The organism is Rhizobacter sp. LjRoot28 (assembly GCF_964253025.1).
GTDB lineage: Bacteria > Pseudomonadota > Gammaproteobacteria > Burkholderiales > Burkholderiaceae_C > Rhizobacter.
The window spans coordinates 3975774-3993063 of record NZ_CAXUQC020000001.1 but is presented as its reverse complement, the minus strand read 5'-3'; the positions used below and the strand labels follow the sequence as shown (position 1 = coordinate 3993063).

At 68.4% G+C, this 17290-nt stretch carries 17 protein-coding genes; 13 read left to right on the top strand and 4 right to left on the bottom strand.

The window, feature by feature from the left end; all coding sequences use genetic code 11:
* The first annotated feature begins 2 nt into the window (after positions 1-2).
* From fmt to pyk, 7 genes are all read left to right on the top strand, one after another.
* Positions 3-956: a methionyl-tRNA formyltransferase gene (gene fmt, locus ACSQ2F_RS18200; protein ID WP_436025394.1), complete on the top strand. Its 954-nt coding sequence runs from the start codon at positions 3-5 to the stop codon at positions 954-956.
* A 74-nt stretch (positions 957-1030) separates the two neighbouring features.
* Positions 1031-1870: a zinc metalloprotease HtpX gene (gene htpX / locus ACSQ2F_RS18195; RefSeq protein ID WP_436025392.1), complete on the top strand. Its 840-nt coding sequence runs from the start codon at positions 1031-1033 to the stop codon at positions 1868-1870.
* 115 nt (positions 1871-1985) lie between these two features.
* Complete coding sequence (locus tag ACSQ2F_RS18190; protein WP_436025390.1) at positions 1986-2351, top strand: hypothetical protein; 366 nt, start codon at positions 1986-1988, stop codon at positions 2349-2351.
* Positions 2352-2395: 44 nt separating this feature from the next.
* Positions 2396-3112, top strand: a complete 717-nt coding sequence (locus ACSQ2F_RS18185; protein ID WP_436025388.1) for an AzlC family ABC transporter permease — start codon at positions 2396-2398, stop codon at positions 3110-3112.
* Entirely contained in the window at positions 3109-3438 is a 330-nt protein-coding gene (locus ACSQ2F_RS18180) for an AzlD domain-containing protein (protein WP_436025386.1), read from the top strand. The genes ACSQ2F_RS18185 and ACSQ2F_RS18180 overlap by 4 nt, the downstream gene beginning before the upstream one ends.
* 119 nt (positions 3439-3557) lie before the next feature.
* Positions 3558-4751 carry a phosphoglycerate kinase gene (locus ACSQ2F_RS18175; RefSeq protein ID WP_436025384.1) on the top strand — a complete coding sequence of 398 codons (1194 nt, stop codon included), beginning with the start codon at positions 3558-3560 and terminating at the stop codon, positions 4749-4751.
* 130 nt (positions 4752-4881) lie between these two features.
* Complete coding sequence (gene pyk / locus ACSQ2F_RS18170) at positions 4882-6315, top strand: pyruvate kinase (RefSeq protein WP_436025382.1); 1434 nt, start codon at positions 4882-4884, stop codon at positions 6313-6315.
* A gap of 87 nt (positions 6316-6402) precedes the next feature.
* On the opposite strand, the gene ACSQ2F_RS18165 is transcribed toward pyk, so the two are convergent.
* Complete coding sequence (locus ACSQ2F_RS18165; RefSeq protein ID WP_436025380.1) at positions 6403-7230, bottom strand: DUF481 domain-containing protein; 828 nt, start codon at positions 7228-7230, stop codon at positions 6403-6405.
* Between the two features lie 226 nt (positions 7231-7456).
* Positions 7457-8473, bottom strand: coding sequence for an ATP-binding protein (locus ACSQ2F_RS18160; RefSeq protein ID WP_436025378.1), 1017 nt, complete (start codon positions 8471-8473; stop codon positions 7457-7459).
* Positions 8474-8737: 264 nt separating this feature from the next.
* Here ACSQ2F_RS18160 and fba point away from each other — a divergent pair, with 264 nt between their 5' ends.
* Positions 8738-9802 (top strand): class II fructose-bisphosphate aldolase, encoded by a 1065-nt coding sequence (gene fba, locus ACSQ2F_RS18155; RefSeq protein ID WP_436025376.1) that lies wholly within the window; start codon positions 8738-8740, stop codon positions 9800-9802.
* 458 nt (positions 9803-10260) lie between these two features.
* Here the strand turns inward: fba and ACSQ2F_RS18150 are convergent, their stop codons facing one another.
* Positions 10261-10884, bottom strand: a complete 624-nt coding sequence (locus ACSQ2F_RS18150; RefSeq protein WP_436025374.1) for a DUF488 domain-containing protein — start codon at positions 10882-10884, stop codon at positions 10261-10263.
* Between the two features lie 151 nt (positions 10885-11035).
* Between ACSQ2F_RS18150 and ACSQ2F_RS18145 the strand changes: the two genes are divergently transcribed.
* The 4 genes from ACSQ2F_RS18145 to ACSQ2F_RS18130 all read left to right on the top strand — a co-directional run bounded on the left by ACSQ2F_RS18145 (position 11036) and on the right by ACSQ2F_RS18130 (position 15637).
* On the top strand, positions 11036-11944 hold the full coding sequence (locus tag ACSQ2F_RS18145) for a phosphoribosylaminoimidazolesuccinocarboxamide synthase (RefSeq protein WP_436025372.1): 909 nt from the start codon (positions 11036-11038) through the stop codon (positions 11942-11944).
* A gap of 3 nt (positions 11945-11947) precedes the next feature.
* Entirely contained in the window at positions 11948-13054 is a 1107-nt protein-coding gene (locus ACSQ2F_RS18140; protein WP_436025369.1) for a hypothetical protein, read from the top strand.
* Positions 13055-13229: 175 nt separating this feature from the next.
* A complete protein-coding gene (locus ACSQ2F_RS18135; RefSeq protein ID WP_436025367.1) occupies positions 13230-13700 on the top strand; it encodes a GNAT family N-acetyltransferase in 471 nt (156 codons plus the stop codon).
* 224 nt (positions 13701-13924) lie between these two features.
* A complete protein-coding gene (locus ACSQ2F_RS18130; protein ID WP_436025365.1) occupies positions 13925-15637 on the top strand; it encodes a M20/M25/M40 family metallo-hydrolase in 1713 nt (570 codons plus the stop codon).
* Positions 15638-15718: 81 nt separating this feature from the next.
* Here the strand turns inward: ACSQ2F_RS18130 and ACSQ2F_RS18125 are convergent, their stop codons facing one another.
* Positions 15719-16660 carry a tetratricopeptide repeat protein gene (locus ACSQ2F_RS18125; RefSeq protein ID WP_436025363.1) on the bottom strand — a complete coding sequence of 314 codons (942 nt, stop codon included), beginning with the start codon at positions 16658-16660 and terminating at the stop codon, positions 15719-15721.
* A gap of 110 nt (positions 16661-16770) precedes the next feature.
* Here ACSQ2F_RS18125 and purE point away from each other — a divergent pair, with 110 nt between their 5' ends.
* Positions 16771-17235 carry a 5-(carboxyamino)imidazole ribonucleotide mutase gene (gene purE / locus ACSQ2F_RS18120; RefSeq protein ID WP_436026873.1) on the top strand — a complete coding sequence of 155 codons (465 nt, stop codon included), beginning with the start codon at positions 16771-16773 and terminating at the stop codon, positions 17233-17235.
* Positions 17236-17290: the final 55 nt, after the last annotated feature.

The window sequence follows — 17290 nt, the reverse complement described above, 5'->3', positions numbered from 1 at the left end:
GCATGAACGTCGTCTTCGCCGGAACGCCCGAGTTCGCCGCCGTCGCCCTGGAGGCTTTGCTCGCCGCCGGCCATCGCGTGCCCCTGGTGCTGACCCAGCCCGACCGCCCGGCCGGGCGCGGCATGAAGCTGCATCCGTCACCGGTCAAGGCCGCAGCCCTCGCGCATGGCATCGAGGTGGCGCAGCCGCGCAGCCTCCGGCTCGATGGCAAGTACCCCGATGAGGCGGCGGCCGCGCGGGAGCGGCTGCGCGCAGCGCAGGCCGACGTGATGGTCGTGGCGGCCTACGGCCTCATCCTGCCGCAGTGGGTGCTCGACCTGCCGCCGCTCGGCTGCCTGAACATCCATGCTTCACTGCTGCCGCGCTGGCGGGGCGCGGCCCCCATCCATCGCGCGATCGAGGCGGGCGACACGCAGACCGGCATCACGATCATGCAGATGGACGCGGGCCTGGACACGGGCGACATGCTGCTCGTTCGGCCTGAAGCCATCACTCCCGACGATCGAACGGCCCGCCTGCATGACCGGCTGGCCGCGCTCGGGGGCGAGGCCATCGTCGACGCGCTCGCGCGCCTGCCCGAATTGCGGCGCATCGTTCAACCCGTCGAGGGCGTCACCTACGCCCACAAGATCGACAAGGCCGAGGCCGAGATCGACTGGCGAGAGCCCGCGCCGGCAATCGAGCGACGCATCCGCGCCTTCGATCCCTTTCCGGGTGCGTCCGGCCAGTGGGCCGGCGAGCCGATCAAGATCTGGGCCGCGCAAGCCGTGGCCGGCGAGGGCGCGCCCGGCACCGTGCTGTCCAGCGACGCGGACACCTTCACGGTGGCCTGTGGCGAAGGGGCACTGTGCGTCACCGAGGTGCAGCGGCCGGGCGGCAAGCGCATCCCGGCACGGCAGTTCCTGCAGGCCGTCGGCCCGCTCCAGGGGCACTCGTTCGCCGGCCGAACCCCCTGATGCGCAGCGCTTGAACTTGTCGGCTCCGCGCGCATCTGAGGAGCTGTCACCCACCACCGAGGTTCAACCCGACCATGTTCAATATCCTGAAGACCGCCGTGCTGATGGCCGCGATCACCGCGCTGTTCATGGCGCTCGGTTCGCTCATCGGTGGCCGCAGCGGCATGATGGTGGCGCTGCTCGTGGCGATCGGGATGAATTTCTTCAGCTACTGGTTCTCCGACAAGCTGGTGCTGAAGATGTACAACGCGCAGGAAGTCGACGAGACGTCCGCTCCCCAGTTCTACCGCATGGTGCGCGACCTGGCCCAGCGCGCGCAGCTGCCCATGCCGCGTGTCTACCTGATCGACGAGGCGGCGCCCAACGCCTTCGCCACCGGGCGCAACCCGCAGAACGCCGCGGTGGCCGCCACGACGGGCATCCTGCGCGTGCTGACCGACCGCGAGCTGCGTGGCGTCATGGCCCACGAGCTTGCCCACGTGCGCCACCGGGACATCCTCATCAGCACCATCAGTGCCACCATGGCCGGCGCCATCTCCATGCTCGCCAACTTCGCGATGTTCTTCGGCGGGCGCGACAGCGAAGGCCGCAGCCACAACCCGATCGTCGGCATCGTCGTCATGCTGCTGGCACCGCTGGCGGCCAGCGTCATCCAGATGGCCATCAGCCGGGCCCGGGAGTTCGAGGCCGACCGTGGTGGCGCCGAGATCTCGGGCGACCCGGAGGCCTTGGCAAGCGCGCTCCAGAAGATCCAGCGCTACGCCCAGGGCATGCCCATGGCGGCCGCGGAGCGGCACCCGGAGACCGCGCAGATGATGATTTCCAACCCGCTGTCCGGCGGCGGCCTGCGCGGGCTGTTTTCCACCCATCCCTCGACCGAGGAACGCGTGGCCCGCCTGCTTGCCATGCGCTGACGCGGGGCGGCGAGGGCGCCCGGGTCTCAAGGCTCGGGCCGATTGACCGATATCTCCTGCATCACTACCCTCCTGCCGCATGCTCCGCCGGTCCCTCACAGCCCTTGTCGCCGCCTTGACTGCCCTCGCCGTGTCGGGGTGTGATCTGCTGGGCGACTCGCCCGAGAAGATCGCGGCGGCCCGCGAAGCCGACGGCCGTGCCATTGGCGGCGCCTGCCGGCACGCTGGACGCGCCATCGAAGACTGCTACGCCCTGAACAAGAAGGCCGACCGGGCTGCCGTGTTCGCCGGCTGGCGCGACATGAACGACTACATGCGCGAGAACAAGATCGACACCGTGGCGCCGAGCGTCACGCCGCCCGTCGGGGGCCGCCGCGACGTGGCGCCCGAGGGCGAGTCGGAGTCACAGGCAGCGGCCGAGTCCGCCGACGCCGAGCGCAAGCCCGCGCGCCCCTCCGGCGGACCCGACGCCGCCCAGTGACCGCGCACCGGCGCGGCGCGCCGGCCTCGCGCAAAATCTCGCCCATGCAGTCTTTCCGTGCCCTTGCGGCCCACCCGCAATTCCGCCTGGGCGCCCGTGACATGGCCCAGGTCAGCCTCGGCGTCGCCGCCTGGGGATTGGTGACCGGCGTCGCCATGGTCAAGGGGGGACTGAGCGTGCCGCTGGCCTTGCTCATGAGCCTCACCGTCTATGCCGGCAGCGCCCAGCTGGCCACCCTGCCTCTGATCGTGGTCGGTGCGCCGGTGTGGGTGATCTGGGCCACGGCCCTGTGCGTGAACCTCCGCTTCGTCATCTTCAGCGCCCAGCTGCGGCCCTACTTCAAGCACCTGCCGCTGCGCTGGCGCGTGTTCGTTGGCTACCTGACCGGCGACCTGACCTACGTGCTCTTCATCAAGCGCTATCCGGTGCCAGGGGACCGCGATCCGGCCGTGGCCTATTTCGTCGGAAACGCCGGCACCAACTGGCTGAGCTGGCAGGTGCCCTCCATCGCCGGCATCTTTCTCGCGCACGCCGTGCCGACCAGTTGGGGACTGGGCTTCGCCGGGGTGCTGGCGCTGCTCGGCCTCGGCTATTCGCTCATGTCCGACCGCTCGACCGTGGTCTCCGCGACCGTGGCCGGCACGGCGGCCGTGGCCGCGTTCTCGCTCCCACTGCGGCTGCACATCGTCGTGGCCATCGCCGCCGGGGTCTGCGTCGGCCTGCTGATGGATCGCGCCGCCCGCACGGAGAGCCCGCGATGAACACGTGGCAGACCCTCGTCGCCCTCGCCGGCCTGACCGCCATCACCGTGCTGACGCGCAGCTTCTTTCTGCTGTCCGAACGGGAGCCCACCTTGCCCGGCTGGCTCAAGCGCGGCCTGCGCTATGCACCGCTCGCCGCACTGGCGGCCGTGCTGGTGCCCGAGGTGGTGATGACCCAGGGTCAGCTCATCGGCACCTGGGCCGACGCTCGCCTGTACGCCGTGGCCGCGGCAACCGCCTGGTTCCTGTGGCGCCGCACGCTGCTCGGCACCATCCTCACCGGCATGGCCGTTCTCGTGCCGTTGAAGCTGCTGTTGGGGTGGTGACCCCATCGTGCGGGAAGTGGTTCGCCGTTGAGCCCCGCTTTGTTGTCCAATAGCGGGCAATGCGAGGGGCACCCGCGGGCGGCCTCCCACCGGCTTTCACCACTCTTCCTTTGCTACCCATGAACGTCATCCGCTTTGAAGATCTCGTCGCCAAGGGCCAGGCCCAGGGCAAGCGCGTGTTCATCCGCGCCGACCTGAACGTGCCGCTCGACGACGCAGGCCGCATCACCGAGGACACCCGGGTGCGGGCGTCGGTGCCCTGCATCGAACTCGCCCTGAAGGCGGGTGCAGCCGTGATGGTCACCTCCCACCTGGGCCGCCCGACCGAGGGCGAGTTCAAGCCGGAGGATTCGCTGACCCCGGTGGCCCGCCGCCTCGGCGAGCTGCTGGGCCGCGAGGTGCCGGTGATCGCCAACTGGGTGGACGGCGTCGACGTCAAGCCCGGCCAGGTCGTGCTGCTCGAGAACGTCCGGGTGAACAAGGGCGAGAAGAAGAACAATGACGAACTGTCGCGCAAGCTCGCTGCCCTGTGCGACATCTTCGTGCACGACGCCTTCGGCACCGCCCACCGCGCCGAGGCCTCGACCTACGGCATCGCGCAGTTCGCCCCCGTGGCCTGTGCCGGCCCGCTGCTGGCGGCCGAGATCGACGCCATCACCAAGGCCCTGGCCAATCCGAAGCGCCCGCTGATCGCCATCGTGGCCGGCAGCAAGGTCAGCACCAAGCTCACCATCCTCAAGGCCCTGGCCGAGAAGGTCGACGGCCTGATCGTCGGCGGCGGCATCGCCAACACCTTCCTGCTGGCATCGGGCCTGCCGATCGGCAAGTCGCTGGCCGAGCCGGACCTCGTTACCGAGGCCAAGGCCGTCATCGAAGCCATGAAGGCGCGCGGCGCGGCTGTTCCCATCCCGGTCGACGTGGTCACGGCCAAGGCTTTCGCGGCCGATGCACCGGCCACCGTCAAGGCCGTCGCCGACGTGGCTGCCGATGACCTGATCCTCGACATCGGCCCCAAGACGGCCGCGCAGCTGGCCGATCAGCTCAAGGCCGCCGGCACGATCGTCTGGAACGGCCCCGTCGGCGTGTTCGAGTTCGATGCCTTCTCGCATGGCACCGAGACGCTGGCCCGTGCCATCGCCGCGTCCAGCGCCTTCAGCATCGCCGGTGGTGGCGACACCCTGGCGGCCATCGCCAAGTACGGCATCGAGAAGGACGTCGGCTACATCTCGACCGGCGGCGGTGCCTTCCTGGAGATCCTCGAAGGCAAGACGCTGCCCGCCTTCGAGATCCTGCAGAAGCGCGCGGCCGGCTGAGCGGTGCGAGTGGCCTGTTCCTGAACCTCCCCGGGGAAGCCCATCCCGCTTCCCCGGTTGTTTTCCCGAGCCGGGCGGCGGATCCTGCCCGCGCTAACCTTCACCGTCATCCCTTCCGGAGAACCGTTTGATGCCTCGCGCCACCAAGATCGTCGCCACCCTCGGCCCTGCCTCCAGTTCGCGCGAGGTCCTCGAGCGCATGATCCGCGCCGGCGTCGACGTCGTTCGGCTCAACTTCTCCCACGGATCCGCACAGGACCACATCGACCGCGCGACGCTCGTGCGCGAGGTGGCGCGCGCGGCCGGCAAGGAGGTCGCCATCATGGCCGACCTGCAGGGCCCGAAGATCCGCGTGGGCAAGTTCGAAGGCGGCAAGACGCAGCTGGAGCCGGGCCAGGCCTTCATCCTCGATGCCACCATGAAGGAGCTCGGCCACAACGAGCGGGTGGGGCTCGACTACAAGGAACTGCCACGCGACGTGCGGCCCGGTGACACGCTGCTGCTCAACGACGGCCTGCTCCGGCTGACCGTCGAGAAGGTGGTGGGCGAGGAGGTCCACACCCGCGTTGTCATCGGCGGCGAGCTGTCCAACAACAAGGGCATCAACAAGGCCGGCGGCGGCCTGACGGCACCGGCGCTCACCGCGAAGGACATGGAAGACATCAAGACGGCGATGAGCTTCCAGTGCCAGTACCTCGCCATCAGCTTTCCCAAGAGCGCAACCGACATGGAAATGGCGCGCCAGCTGGCCAACGTGGCGGGCGAACCCTGGCGCCACAAGCCGGCCCTGATCGCCAAGATCGAACGCACCGAGGCCATTCCGGCGCTGGAAGCCATCCTGCGCGCCAGCGACGGCATCATGGTGGCCCGCGGCGACCTGGCCGTCGAGGTCGGCGCAGCCGCTGTCCCGGCGCTTCAGAAGCGCATGATCAAGATGGCCCGCGAGATGGACCGCGTCGTGATCACCGCCACGCAGATGATGGAATCCATGATCGTGAACCCGGTGCCGACCCGTGCCGAGGTGAGCGACGTCGCCAACGCCGTGCTCGACGGCACCGATGCCGTGATGCTCAGCGCGGAGACGGCAGCCGGCAAGTACCCGGTGGAGACGGTCGAGATGATGGCCGCCGTCTGTGTGGAGGCCGAGAGTGCCGAGGAGATCTCCCTCGATGCAAGCTTCACCAACAAGAAGTTCGGCCGCATTGACCAGTCGATCGCCATGGGTGCGCTGTTCACCGCGTATCACCTGGGCTGCAAGGCCATCCTGGCCCTGACCGAATCCGGTTCCACCTCGCTCTGGATGAGCCGTCACAAGATCCACGTGCCCATCTACGGCCTCACCACGCAGGTGCCGAGCCAGCGCCGCATGGCGCTGTACCGCAACGTCACACCCGTGCTGATGCCCAACTTCACCGACCGCGACGAGGCCCTGCGCCACGCCGAATCGATGCTCGTCGAGCAAGGGATTCTCAAGCCGGGTGACACCTATGCCATCACCTGCGGCGAACCCATGGGCTATCCCGGCGGCACGAACATGCTGAAGGTCGGGCGCGTCGGCGGCTGAACCCGTGCGGCATCGGCCGCCCCGCGTCAGCGCAGCGGCCCGGCCGCAAGCGGCCTCAGGCGCTCGCGCCGGGAGGCCGTTGCCGCATCAGTCCCACTTCACCCCGATGCCGGTCACGTAGAGCGCGTCGCCCTTCTTGATGCCGGTGCCAGGATCGCTGTCGTGCCGGTAGGTGACACCGGCCGTGAGGCTCAGGGACGAGTTGATGGCGACCGACAGCCCCGCATCGAACACCACCCGGTATTCGCCGCTGTTCTTCAGGTTCGGGAAGACGCCGATCTTCTGGCGCAGCGAGGTGGTGTCGGTCAGCTTGTGGGTGGACGCCTCGCTGATCACCGCTTCGACGCGGCCGTATTCCTCGCGCAAGGCGCCGGCCACCTGCGTGGGGCGCACATACTGGTCTTCGGTGTAGCCGAAGCCGCCCGAGATGTCCCAGCTGTGCTCGGACGTGCGGAACACGTGGTAGCCGATACCGGCGTACTCCGACTGCCGGAGGTGGATGTTCGCCGGATGGTCGCGCAGCAGGTCCACCTTGCCGAAGCCGAACCAATCGCGCGAGAAGTCCTGGTCGTACTGGCTGCTGAGCGCGATGTTCGCGCCCGTGCGAGCGTCGTTCGACTCGGCGTAGAGGCCGCGCACCGCGAGGTTCAGCTTGCTGGTGTCGGTGATGCGAAGCGCCTCGCCCTGCACGTTGAGGGTGCTCGAGTCGCTGTTGCCGGTGGTCTTCGTGCCGCCCAGGCTGGCGGCGAAGCGCCAGATCACGTCCTTGGCGATGGCCGGCACCTCGCCCGGGGCCAGCTTCGTCTCGGGGACCGTCACGATCGGAGTGGCCTGGCCGTGCGCGAGCGGCGTTGCGGCGAATGACACGGCGAGCCCGAGGGCCGCTGCGATCGAGGGCGGTTGGCGGCGAGACATGGCCGGCTCCTGTTCTGGTGCGAAGGAAAAGGGAAGCGCCCGGGCCGTGCGGACGTGCGCGTCAGAAGCGGAGGCGGGCACGCGAAACGCAGGCGGGCCCGTCACGGGCCCCCAGGCGATGTTCAATCAACTGGCGTCACTATAGAAGCCACCCGCGCCGGATCACGTCAGCACCTGTGACAGCCCCATGTTGCAGTGCGGTATTGGTTGACCACCGGGCCGGGTCTCACTCGCGGACGCTGCGCACCATCGCGGCGACGGCCGGCGTCATGTTGATCGGCAGGAGGTCGAGCGTCGGTTGCTCGCCCGTCTGCACGCGGAACAGCTCGTCGGCGAAGCCGTGCCCGATGCGGGCCACGCCGTCGAAGTCGATCTCGGCGCGCTTGAAGGCCGAGAGGCGCGAGGCCACCCGCCGTGCCTGGGCGCGCGACTCGAGCCCGACGTGCTCGGAGGTCATGAGCCGCACCGGGACCACCGTGCGCTCGAAACCGAAGCCTTGACCATCCAGGCTCCAGCGGTTGAGCACGGATTCGAGGGTGCGCTCCGTGTCCAGGGCGATCGAGGCATAGATCGAGGTGCCGCGGCGCTGCAGCGCGCGGCCCGGACGCCAGCCGGCGCCGTCCCAGTCGCGTTGCTGGAACGCCACCTGGTTCGCATGCAGGTCGAAGACATCGGCCAGGCGCGACGTGAAGAAGAGGCCACGCCCGGTGTGTCGCTTGGCCGCGCTGGTGAGCTTGCCCTTGCTCAACTCGAACATGGCCAGCGTCGGGTCGGCGATGTCGAAGGCCGCCTCGATCTTGTCGAAGAGGCCGCGGCCGTCGTCGGAGACCAGCAGCTGGATGTGGCTCGGCGTCTGGCGCAATGACACCGTGACACTGGTGCCCTCGCTGTGGTCGATCGCGTTGTTCAGCAGTTCGACGAACGCGTGCTGTGTCATCTGCAGCACATGGGGCGCGACGGTGATGTACGGTGCGAAGTCACGCGCCCAGGGCACGTCTTCCTGCAGGCCGTCCAGGCTGTATTGCTGCACGACCTGGCGCAGCAATCCGGGGCGGTGCACCGGCTTGCGCGGGGTGCCTTCGCGCACCAGCCAGTTCAACGCGACCAGCCGGGCCAGCGCCTTGTTGGCACTGGCGCGGGACAGCCCGGTGCGCTCCACCACGTGGGCCGCCAGGTCGGAGGGATGGGCCACGGCGGCGGCAGTGATCCAGAGGCAAAGGGAATGGATGTCGATGCGGGCCATGGCAGGGCGTCTTCCAGTAAAGGCCGCTCCAGTGTCGAGTCTTCGGCCGGCCGGCATCGAGCGGAAAAGCACGCCTTTGGCCGGCCTGATCTGACCCGCCTGGCCGCGCTTCCCCCCGATCGAGCGGCCCTGTCTCCGGGTTTTCACCGCACAGGCCGTTAAAATCTCCACATTACGGCGCGGTTCCTGCCTCGGGCAGAGCCAGCGGCTCGTCGTGCGCCCCGGGGGCGCACCGCAAGGTTTCTAACTCTCTGGACGACCACCATGCCTCTCGTTTCCATGCGCCAACTGCTGGACCACGCCGCTGAACACGGCTACGGCATCCCGGCTTTCAACGTCAACAACCTCGAGCAAGTGCAGGCCGTGATGTCGGCCGCCGATGAAGTCGGCGCTCCCGTCATCCTTCAGGCGAGCGCCGGTGCCCGCAAGTACGCCGGCGAGCCCTTCATCAAGCACCTGATCCAGGCCGCGGTGGAGAGCTACCCCCACATTCCCCTGGTCATGCACCAGGACCACGGCCAGAACCCCGACGTCTGCAAGGGCGCCATCGACCTCGGCTTCAGCTCGGTCATGATGGACGGGTCGCTGCAGGCCGACGGCAAGACCATCGCCAGCTACGACTACAACGTCGACGTGACCCGCCGCGTCGTCGACATGGCCCACAAGCTCGGCGTCACGGTCGAAGGCGAACTCGGCTGCCTCGGCTCGCTCGAGACCATGAAGGGCGACAAGGAAGATGGCCACGGCACGGATGCCACCATGACGATGGACCAGCTCCTGACCGACCCCGAGCAGGCCGCCGACTTCGTCAAGCGCACCCAGCTCGACGCGCTGGCCATCGCCATCGGCACCAGCCACGGCGCCTACAAGTTCACCCGCAAGCCCACGGGCGACATCCTGGCCATCAACCGCATCAAGGAAATCCACGCCCGCATTCCCAACACCCACCTGGTGATGCACGGCTCCTCCAGCGTCCCGCAAGACCTGCTCGCCGTGATTCGCGAGTTCGGCGGCAACATGAAGGAAACCTACGGCGTGCCGGTCAGCGAGATCCAGGAAGCCATCAAGTTCGGCGTTCGCAAGATCAACATCGACACCGACGTGCGCCTGGCCATGACCGCCGCCATCCGCCGCTTCTTCGCCGAGAATCCCGAGAAGTTCGACCCGCGCGAATACCTCAAGCCCGCCCGCGAAGCCGCCAAGGCGATCTGCCGCCAGCGCTATGTCGAGTTCAACTGCGAAGGCCAGGCCGCCAAGATCAAGCCGCTGACGCTGGTGCAGGTCGCCGAGAAGTACGCCACTGGCGAGCTCGCACAGCAGGTGGTCTGATCGACGGCCCCACGTGCCTCTAGTTCCTGCCTCACAAGCGGGGCCCCGCTAGCCTGGGAAACCCGGGCTAGCGGGTGGCTTGAGGGGCGCTTCGGCGCACGACGGCCTTGAGGGCCGAAGGCGCGGCGCGGGGTGGTGTTGGTGATCGAGCGCTCGAACACGAGAGCTTCTGATCAAGCAGGCGGGGAGAGACGTCCTGGCGTGTTCAAGTCCTCGGCGTTCACCGCGCGTAAGACCTTCACATTACCAACGATACGAATAAGCTGAAGCTGGTGTTCAGGCGTTTCTTTGAGCACTTTCTTGTCGCAACAAGAAAGTGCTTCGGCTGCCGGGCCGAGACCCGGCGCGGCCGTGCCGCCAAGACACCGTCCCTCGCTGCGCCATCGCACGTCCCGATATCAGGCGAAGCGTCGCCGAGCCAATTCCTCAGGCCGCTCCAAGCGACAGCCGAACGGTCCTCAAAGCACCGGTTGGCAGCAGGCGCCCGCTTTCGAAGGGCGATCCAGCCGGTGCTGCAGCGGCGTGCCACCCTCGCTCGGGTAAGCCAGTTCCCCGTCGAGCAGCCGTGCCGGGCTGGTGTAGGGATGCAATGTGGTTCGGCCCGGCCCCGCGATGTGGCGGACCTCATGGCCCAGCACGCACAGCACGTCCGAGATGAGGGCCCGGTGGCAGCGCCACCAGAGGACCTCCGAGCACATCATCGCGGTGCGCAGGCCCGATGCCAGGTCCAGCAGCTGCGCCAGCCCTTCCGCGAACTCTTCCGTCCAGGTGAAGGCCGCATAGGAACGGAACGAGGTGTTGCGCCACCCTGAATGCAAGTCGCCCGGCGGCACACGTCGCCGGCCGCCGAGGGCATCGATCCCGACGTACTCGATGCCGGCCTCACGGAGGCTTCGCCCCAGCACCTCTTCGCCGAACTGCGGATGGCGCCGCGAGCCGCGAAAGCGGCGCACGTCGACGACCAGTTCGATGTCATGCGCCGTCAGGCCGCCGATGAAGTCGTCGGCACTCAGGGTCGAGTGACCCACCGTCCAGACGCAAGGTCCGGGCGCGGGACGGTTCATCGGTTCGTCGGAAGCCATGGCGTTGCGGTGCGGAGAGTTGGCGAGTCACCTTGAGTCGCGGCCGCCGCAGGCGAGCAAACGCCGTTCCTCGCCGTGCCATTGCCATCGAAGTGCGTGGCCCTGCGCCTTAGAATGCGGTCCTTACTCCTTGTATCTGAAGCCTCGGGTCATGACTGCCGCACTGCTCCAATCGACCATTCGCTCCCTGCCCCTGCTGGCCAAGGGCAAGGTGCGTGACAACTATGCGGTCGGTGACGACCGGTTGCTCATGGTCGCGACCGATCGCCTCAGTGCCTTCGACGTCGTCATGGGCGAGCCCATCCCGGGCAAGGGCGCGCTGCTCACGCAGATGGCGCTCTTCTGGTTCGATCGGCTCGGCGGCATCGTGCCGAACCACCTCACCGGTGAAGAGCCGGTGTCGGTGGTGACGGCCGACGAACGGGCACAGGTCGAAGGCCGTTCCATGCTGGTCAAGCGGCTCAAGCCGCTGCCGGTCGAGGCGGTTGTTCGCGGTTACCTTGCAGGCAGCGGCTGGGCGGAGTACCAGGCGGCGCAACAGGTCTGCGGCGTGAAGCTGCCGGCCGGTCTGAGGAACGCAAGCCGGTTGCCGGAGCCCATCTTCACGCCAGCCACGAAGGCGGAGATCGGCGATCACGACGAGAACATCTCCATCGACCGCATGGTCGAGATCATCGGCGCCGACCTCGCCAACCAGGTTCGCGATGTCTCCATCCGCCTCTACAAGGCCGCGGCCGAGATCGCCCTGGCCAAGGGCATCATCATCGCCGACACCAAGTTCGAGTTCGGCCTCGATGCCGATGGCACGCTTACCCTGATGGACGAGGTGCTCACGCCCGACTCCTCGCGCTTCTGGCCGGTCGAGGGCTACGAGGCCGCGTTCGCGGCCGGACGCAACCCGCCCAGCTACGACAAGCAGTTCGTGCGCGACTGGCTCGAGCAGGCCCAGGTGAACGGCCAGCCCTGGAACAAGAAGGCGCCCGCGCCCTCGCTGCCGGCCGAGGTGGTCGCCAACACGGCGGCCAAGTACCGCGAAGCGCTGCAACGCCTGACGGCCTGAGCCATGTCCTCGCGCCTGCTCAGCCGGCTTGACGCGGAGATCGCCGCGGCGAAGCATCCGCTGAAGGCCGACTGCCTGCGCGCCGAACGCGCCGGTTTCCTGGCCCGTCAGGGCCACCTCGACGAAGCGCGCCAGGTGCTGTCGTCCCTGCACATGCAGTACGCCGCCCATCCACACGCGGTGATGAGCGCATGGCTCAGCCTGGGTGAAGGACTGCTGAGCCACTTCAGCGACCTGGCCCCCGCGGCCCATGACCGCATGCGCCGCGCCTACGCGCTGAGCGGCGCTGCGCGCGACATGAAGCTCCATGCGCTGGCCGCCGCCTGGTTGGCCCACATGGACTACACCCAGTACGACTTCGAGGCGATGGTTCGCCATGTCGGCGAGGCGCTCACGCTGTCGTCTCCGACGGATCACGGCACGAGATCGCGTGCCAGCCTGGTCATTGCCCAGGCCTATCACTTCGGGGGGCGCTTCGACCTGGCGCAACCTTGGTATGGGCAGGTGCGGCAGCACGGCAATGCCGATGGCGACGAAGCCACGCTCAGCGCGCTGATGCACAACATGGCCTGGCTGCACGCCAACCATGCCCGCCAGCAGGTGCTGACCCGCGCGCCCGGCGAGGCCGCCGTCGCCCCGCAGGTGCTGATGGGCGCGGAGTCCACCGGCAACTTCGATGTGCTGGTGGGCACGGCGTCACTGGATGCGCTCGTGCCCATCCTGCGCGCCCAGATTCTCTCGCTGCAAGGCCGGCCGGCCGACGCCCTGGTGCTGTACGAGCAGCACATGTCCCACGCCATGGTTCAGGGCCTGGCGCGCATGCAGGCAAGCCTTCGCGCCGACATGGCCTGCTGTCGCCTGCAGCTGGGGGAACCGCGCCGTGCCATGCAGGACGCCACGGCGGCCTCGCAGGTGGTCGACCAGGAGAGCGACCTCGACGACCGGGCCGCGGCGCACAGCCGACTGGCCCGCGTGTTCACCGAACTGGGCGAGGCCGAGAAGGCCGAGCGTCACGCACGCCGCGCGGCGCAGGACTGGACCGCGCACGAGCGGGACCAGACCGCGGTCGTCACCGCCCTCGACCGCCTCGTCGCCAGCTTGCCCCCTTGAGGCCGGGTCGCGGTGCCCGTGGCCATTCAGCCACGCCGACGATTGTTTCTCCAGGCCGCCCCGATCCGGTGACCTGCGCAAGCGTCCCTCGACCCGCCCCCGATTCGTGCATCGCCGCGCAGCGCCAGCGACCGTCTTGCCGTCTCGTCCCTTCCTCCCCGGCCCCCGACCGACCATGACTTCTTCGCGCCATGCCGCCCCGGACCTGATCTGGCACCACCAGCGGTTCGACGAACTCGACGCCGCCACGCTGTATGCGATCCTGCGCCTCCGCTCGGAGGTCTTCGTCGTCGAACAGCAGTGCGTCTACGGCGACGTCGACGGCAAGGACGCCCGGGCCCATCACGTGTGGGCCATGGACGGCGATCACCTGGTCGCCTACGCGCGGGTGCTTGCGCCCGGTGTGTCGTTCGACGAGGCGAGCATCGGTCGCGTCGTCACCGCACCTCGCTACCGATCGATCGGTGCCGGAGGGCTGCTCGTGGCCCGCAGCATCGAGGCTTGTGAACGCAGCTTCGGGCCGCAGGCCATTCGCATCGGTGCGCAGAGCCACCTCCAGCGCTTCTACGGCCGCTTCGGTTTCGTCGCATGTTCGGACGAATACGTCGAGGACGGCATTCCGCACATCGACATGCTGCGCGCCTAGGGCGCGCGGTCTGCCGCGCTGCATCGGCGCGCCCGGCTGCGGCAGCCGAGCAGCACGCGGAACCGGTGCAGGCCGTCGCATCACCGCGAGAAGAGCGCATCCTGGACAGGCGGAGGCGGCGGTGTGGACCAATGATCGATTGGCCTCGACCGCGGTCCCCGAAACCTCCACAATCATCTCCCCGAAATCAAACGGCGGAGGTAACTGTGTCAATGCTCAGCTGCATGAAACGCGACCTTGTGCATCACGCTCGATTGGCTGTCGCGGCCCTTGTCTTGTTGGCCGGCTGCGGCAGTTCGGACGGCGATGACAACCGCCCGTACCTGGAACGGATGCTCGCGGAGCGATTCGTTCCCGAGGCCAGCGAGCTCGTCAAGCTGCAGACCTACCGCTCGGACGATCCGCAGAGCGAGCAGCGGATGGTCGAGAACATGGCGAGCGCGCGCGACTACCTGCTGGGGCTGGCGGAGGAGTTCAACCGCGAGCAGCGCACGCTGAAGCTCGAGCCGTTCGAGTGGCGCCGGGCAGGGCCGACTCAGACGCAATGGGTGTTCGGGTTCCGGCTGGGCAACGGCCCGAAGCGCATTGCGATCCTGGCACACCTCGACACGGTGCCACCGGGCAATGCCGACTGGCGGCCGTTCGAGCCGCGTGTCGAGACCCGCGACTACCGCGGCAAGCCCCAGCCCTTCCTGGTGGGCCGAGGGGCGGTGGATGACAAGGGCCCTGGCATCCTCGGCATGATCGTCATGCGGTCGCTGGCGAAGCTCTACGACGGCACCAACGCACTCGACGGGATGACGATTGAACTGATCTTCGACACCTCCGAGGAGACCGACGTCTCGACCGCGTACTACTTCGAGGAGGTCGGTGCGCCCGACTTCGGCCTCGTGTTCGACGCGGTCTGGACGGTGCGCGCGGAGAAGGGCATCGAGCGGCCGGTCTTCTCCGTTCCGCTGGGCCCGGTGCCGAGCAGCGGCCTCTACATCGAGGCCTTCAACAGCGGCCCGGGAGCGACCAACCAGATCCCGGACACGGTGACTGCGCGCATCAACGGCAGCGATGTCGCCGCCCTCGACGCACTGGCGGCGGGCGTTGCCCAGCTCTACCAGCAACACGGCTTCGACGACCCGCAATACCGGCGCGCGCCGCTGGAGGTCACGCGCGACGGCAAGGTGGTGATCCTGACAACGAAGGTGCTCGGTGCGCAACACGGGTCGGTGCCCGAACAGAACCGCGCGAGCGGGGCGAACCCGGTCATCTCGCTCGCCAACTTCCTTGCCCACAAGGTGGACGACGGCACCTTCGTTCCGAACGGGGTCGGACGGATGCTGCAGTTCATGACCTGGGGCTGGGGCACGACAGTCTTCGGCGAGAAGCATCCCGACCTTCTCGAACGCCACGACCAGGTCTTCCAGCAGGGCAACGGGACCAGCTACGCGCTGACGCGCGTCACCACCGGCCCGCAGGCCGTCACGCTCGGGATCGACATCCGCTACGCCCTCGGCCATCACGCCGTTGCATGGGACGGCAAGACCGAGGGGCTGTTGCCCGGCACCAGCATCTTCCCCGATGTCTTTGGCCAACTGGTATCCCGCTTCCAGCAAGTCAGTCCGGGTGACGCCGTCACGGTGGCGACGGCGAACGCGGCCGCACCGGATGTGCGCGACCCGCAGAGCCCGTTGTTCCAACGGATCAGTGGCGCATACGAGCGGGCGGTGGGCTCGCCGATGCCGTTGGCGGCCATTGGCGGGGGCACCGACGCGAAGGGCCAGGTCAATCTGGTCGCGGCCGGCCCGCTCTTCACCGTGTCGTTCGGCCCACCGATCAACTACCACGGCCTGGACGAAGGCGCGCCGATCGAAGACCTTCAGCTCGGCGCCCGCATCCTCAACCAGATCATGCTGGACGAGATCGCCAGCAAGACCGCGAAGTAGCGGCTGCCCCTCGGGGGCGGTCCAATGTGAGGCGGCGGCATGCCGGGGGCGTCGAGCAGAGCCCCCAATGCCGCCCCTGGTTCAGAACAGCGTCATGCTGAGCCGGCGGCGGTACTGGTCAACGACGGGATCGGCCGGGGCGGTGTTCACCTTCCCCGCCACCTCCACCGCGCCCTTTGGTGCGGCATCGGCCTTCGCGGCCGGTGCCGGCTTGCTCATCAACTCGAGGATGGCGACGTAGGCCTTGCGGGCGAGTTCGTCGTTCCAAGCCTTGTCGCGCATCAGGATCTCGAGCAGCTCGTCCATCGCTTCGGTGAAACGCTGCGCGGCGAAGTGAACCTGGGCCAGTTCGAAGCGGGCGTCGAAGTCGCGCTTGTTGGCGGCAATGGCCGCCGCGAGGGCGTCAGGGGTGCGGGCGGAGGCCGCCTTCTCCTGCGCGTCGATCCAGTGGCCGGCCGCGGCCAGGCGGGCGTCGAGCAGCACCTTGCTGGCAACCGGCTCGAATGCGCGGCGCGCCTCGACCGTGCGGCCGGTGGTGAGCAGGGCGCGAAGGTAGTCGTAGCGGATGCCATCGTTGGCGGGGTCGATGGCGACGGCTTCCTGCAGCCGCTCGAGGGCATGCTCGGCGTCGCCCTCGGCCAGCAGCTCGTCGGCAAGCTCGGCCTCTTCGCTGGCTTCGGCTTCCTCGGCGCTCGGCACGTGCTTGTCGAGGAACTCGCGCAGCTTCGATTCCGGCAGCGCCCCCACGAAGCCGTCCACCGGCTGGCCGCCCTTGAACAGCACGCAGAAGGGAATGCTGCGCACTCCGAACATCTGGGAGAGCTGGCCCGAGATCTCCGGCTGTTCATCGGCGTTGAGCTTGGCGAGCTTGAAGCGTCCGGCGTAGGCCACCTCCAGCGCCTCGAGCACCGGCGTCAGTGCCTTGCACGGGCCGCACCACGGCGCCCAGATGTCGAGCAGCACCGGCTGCTCGAGCGAGGCTTTGATCAGGTCGTTCTCGAAGTTTTGAATGGTGATGTCCATGGTGTCTCAGCCGTCGGGCAGTGAGGAGGGCGGGCGCGGGCCGCCTACAATCCGGGTCTGTTCAGCACTTGGAGCGAGCCTTGAGCAGCGCCCCCGTGGTTGGCGTGGTGATGGGGTCCAGCAGCGACTGGGAAACCCTCCGCCTCGCCACCGAGATTCTCGCCGAGTTCGGCATTCCCTTCGAAGCGCGGGTGGTCTCGGCCCACCGCATGCCCGACGACATGTTCGCCTACGCCGATGCCGCCGCGGGCCGCGGCCTGCGCGCCATCATCGCCGGTGCCGGCGGTGCGGCACACCTGCCGGGCATGCTGGCCGCCAAGACCACCGTGCCGGTGCTCGGCGTGCCGGTGGCCAGCCGCCACTTGCAAGGGGTCGACTCCCTGCACTCCATCGTCCAGATGCCCAAGGGCATTCCGGTCGCCACCTTCGCCATCGGCACGGCCGGTGCGGCGAACGCCGCCTTGTTCGCGGTTGCGATGCTGGCCAGCGAGCAGCCCGAACTGCGCAGCCGGCTCGAGGCCTACCGCGCCCGCCAGACGGAAGCCGCCCGTGCCATGACGGCCGACCTGAAATAAGCTGAAGCGCCCCGTGTCCACGATTCCCTTCATCGCGCCCGGCGCGACCCTCGGC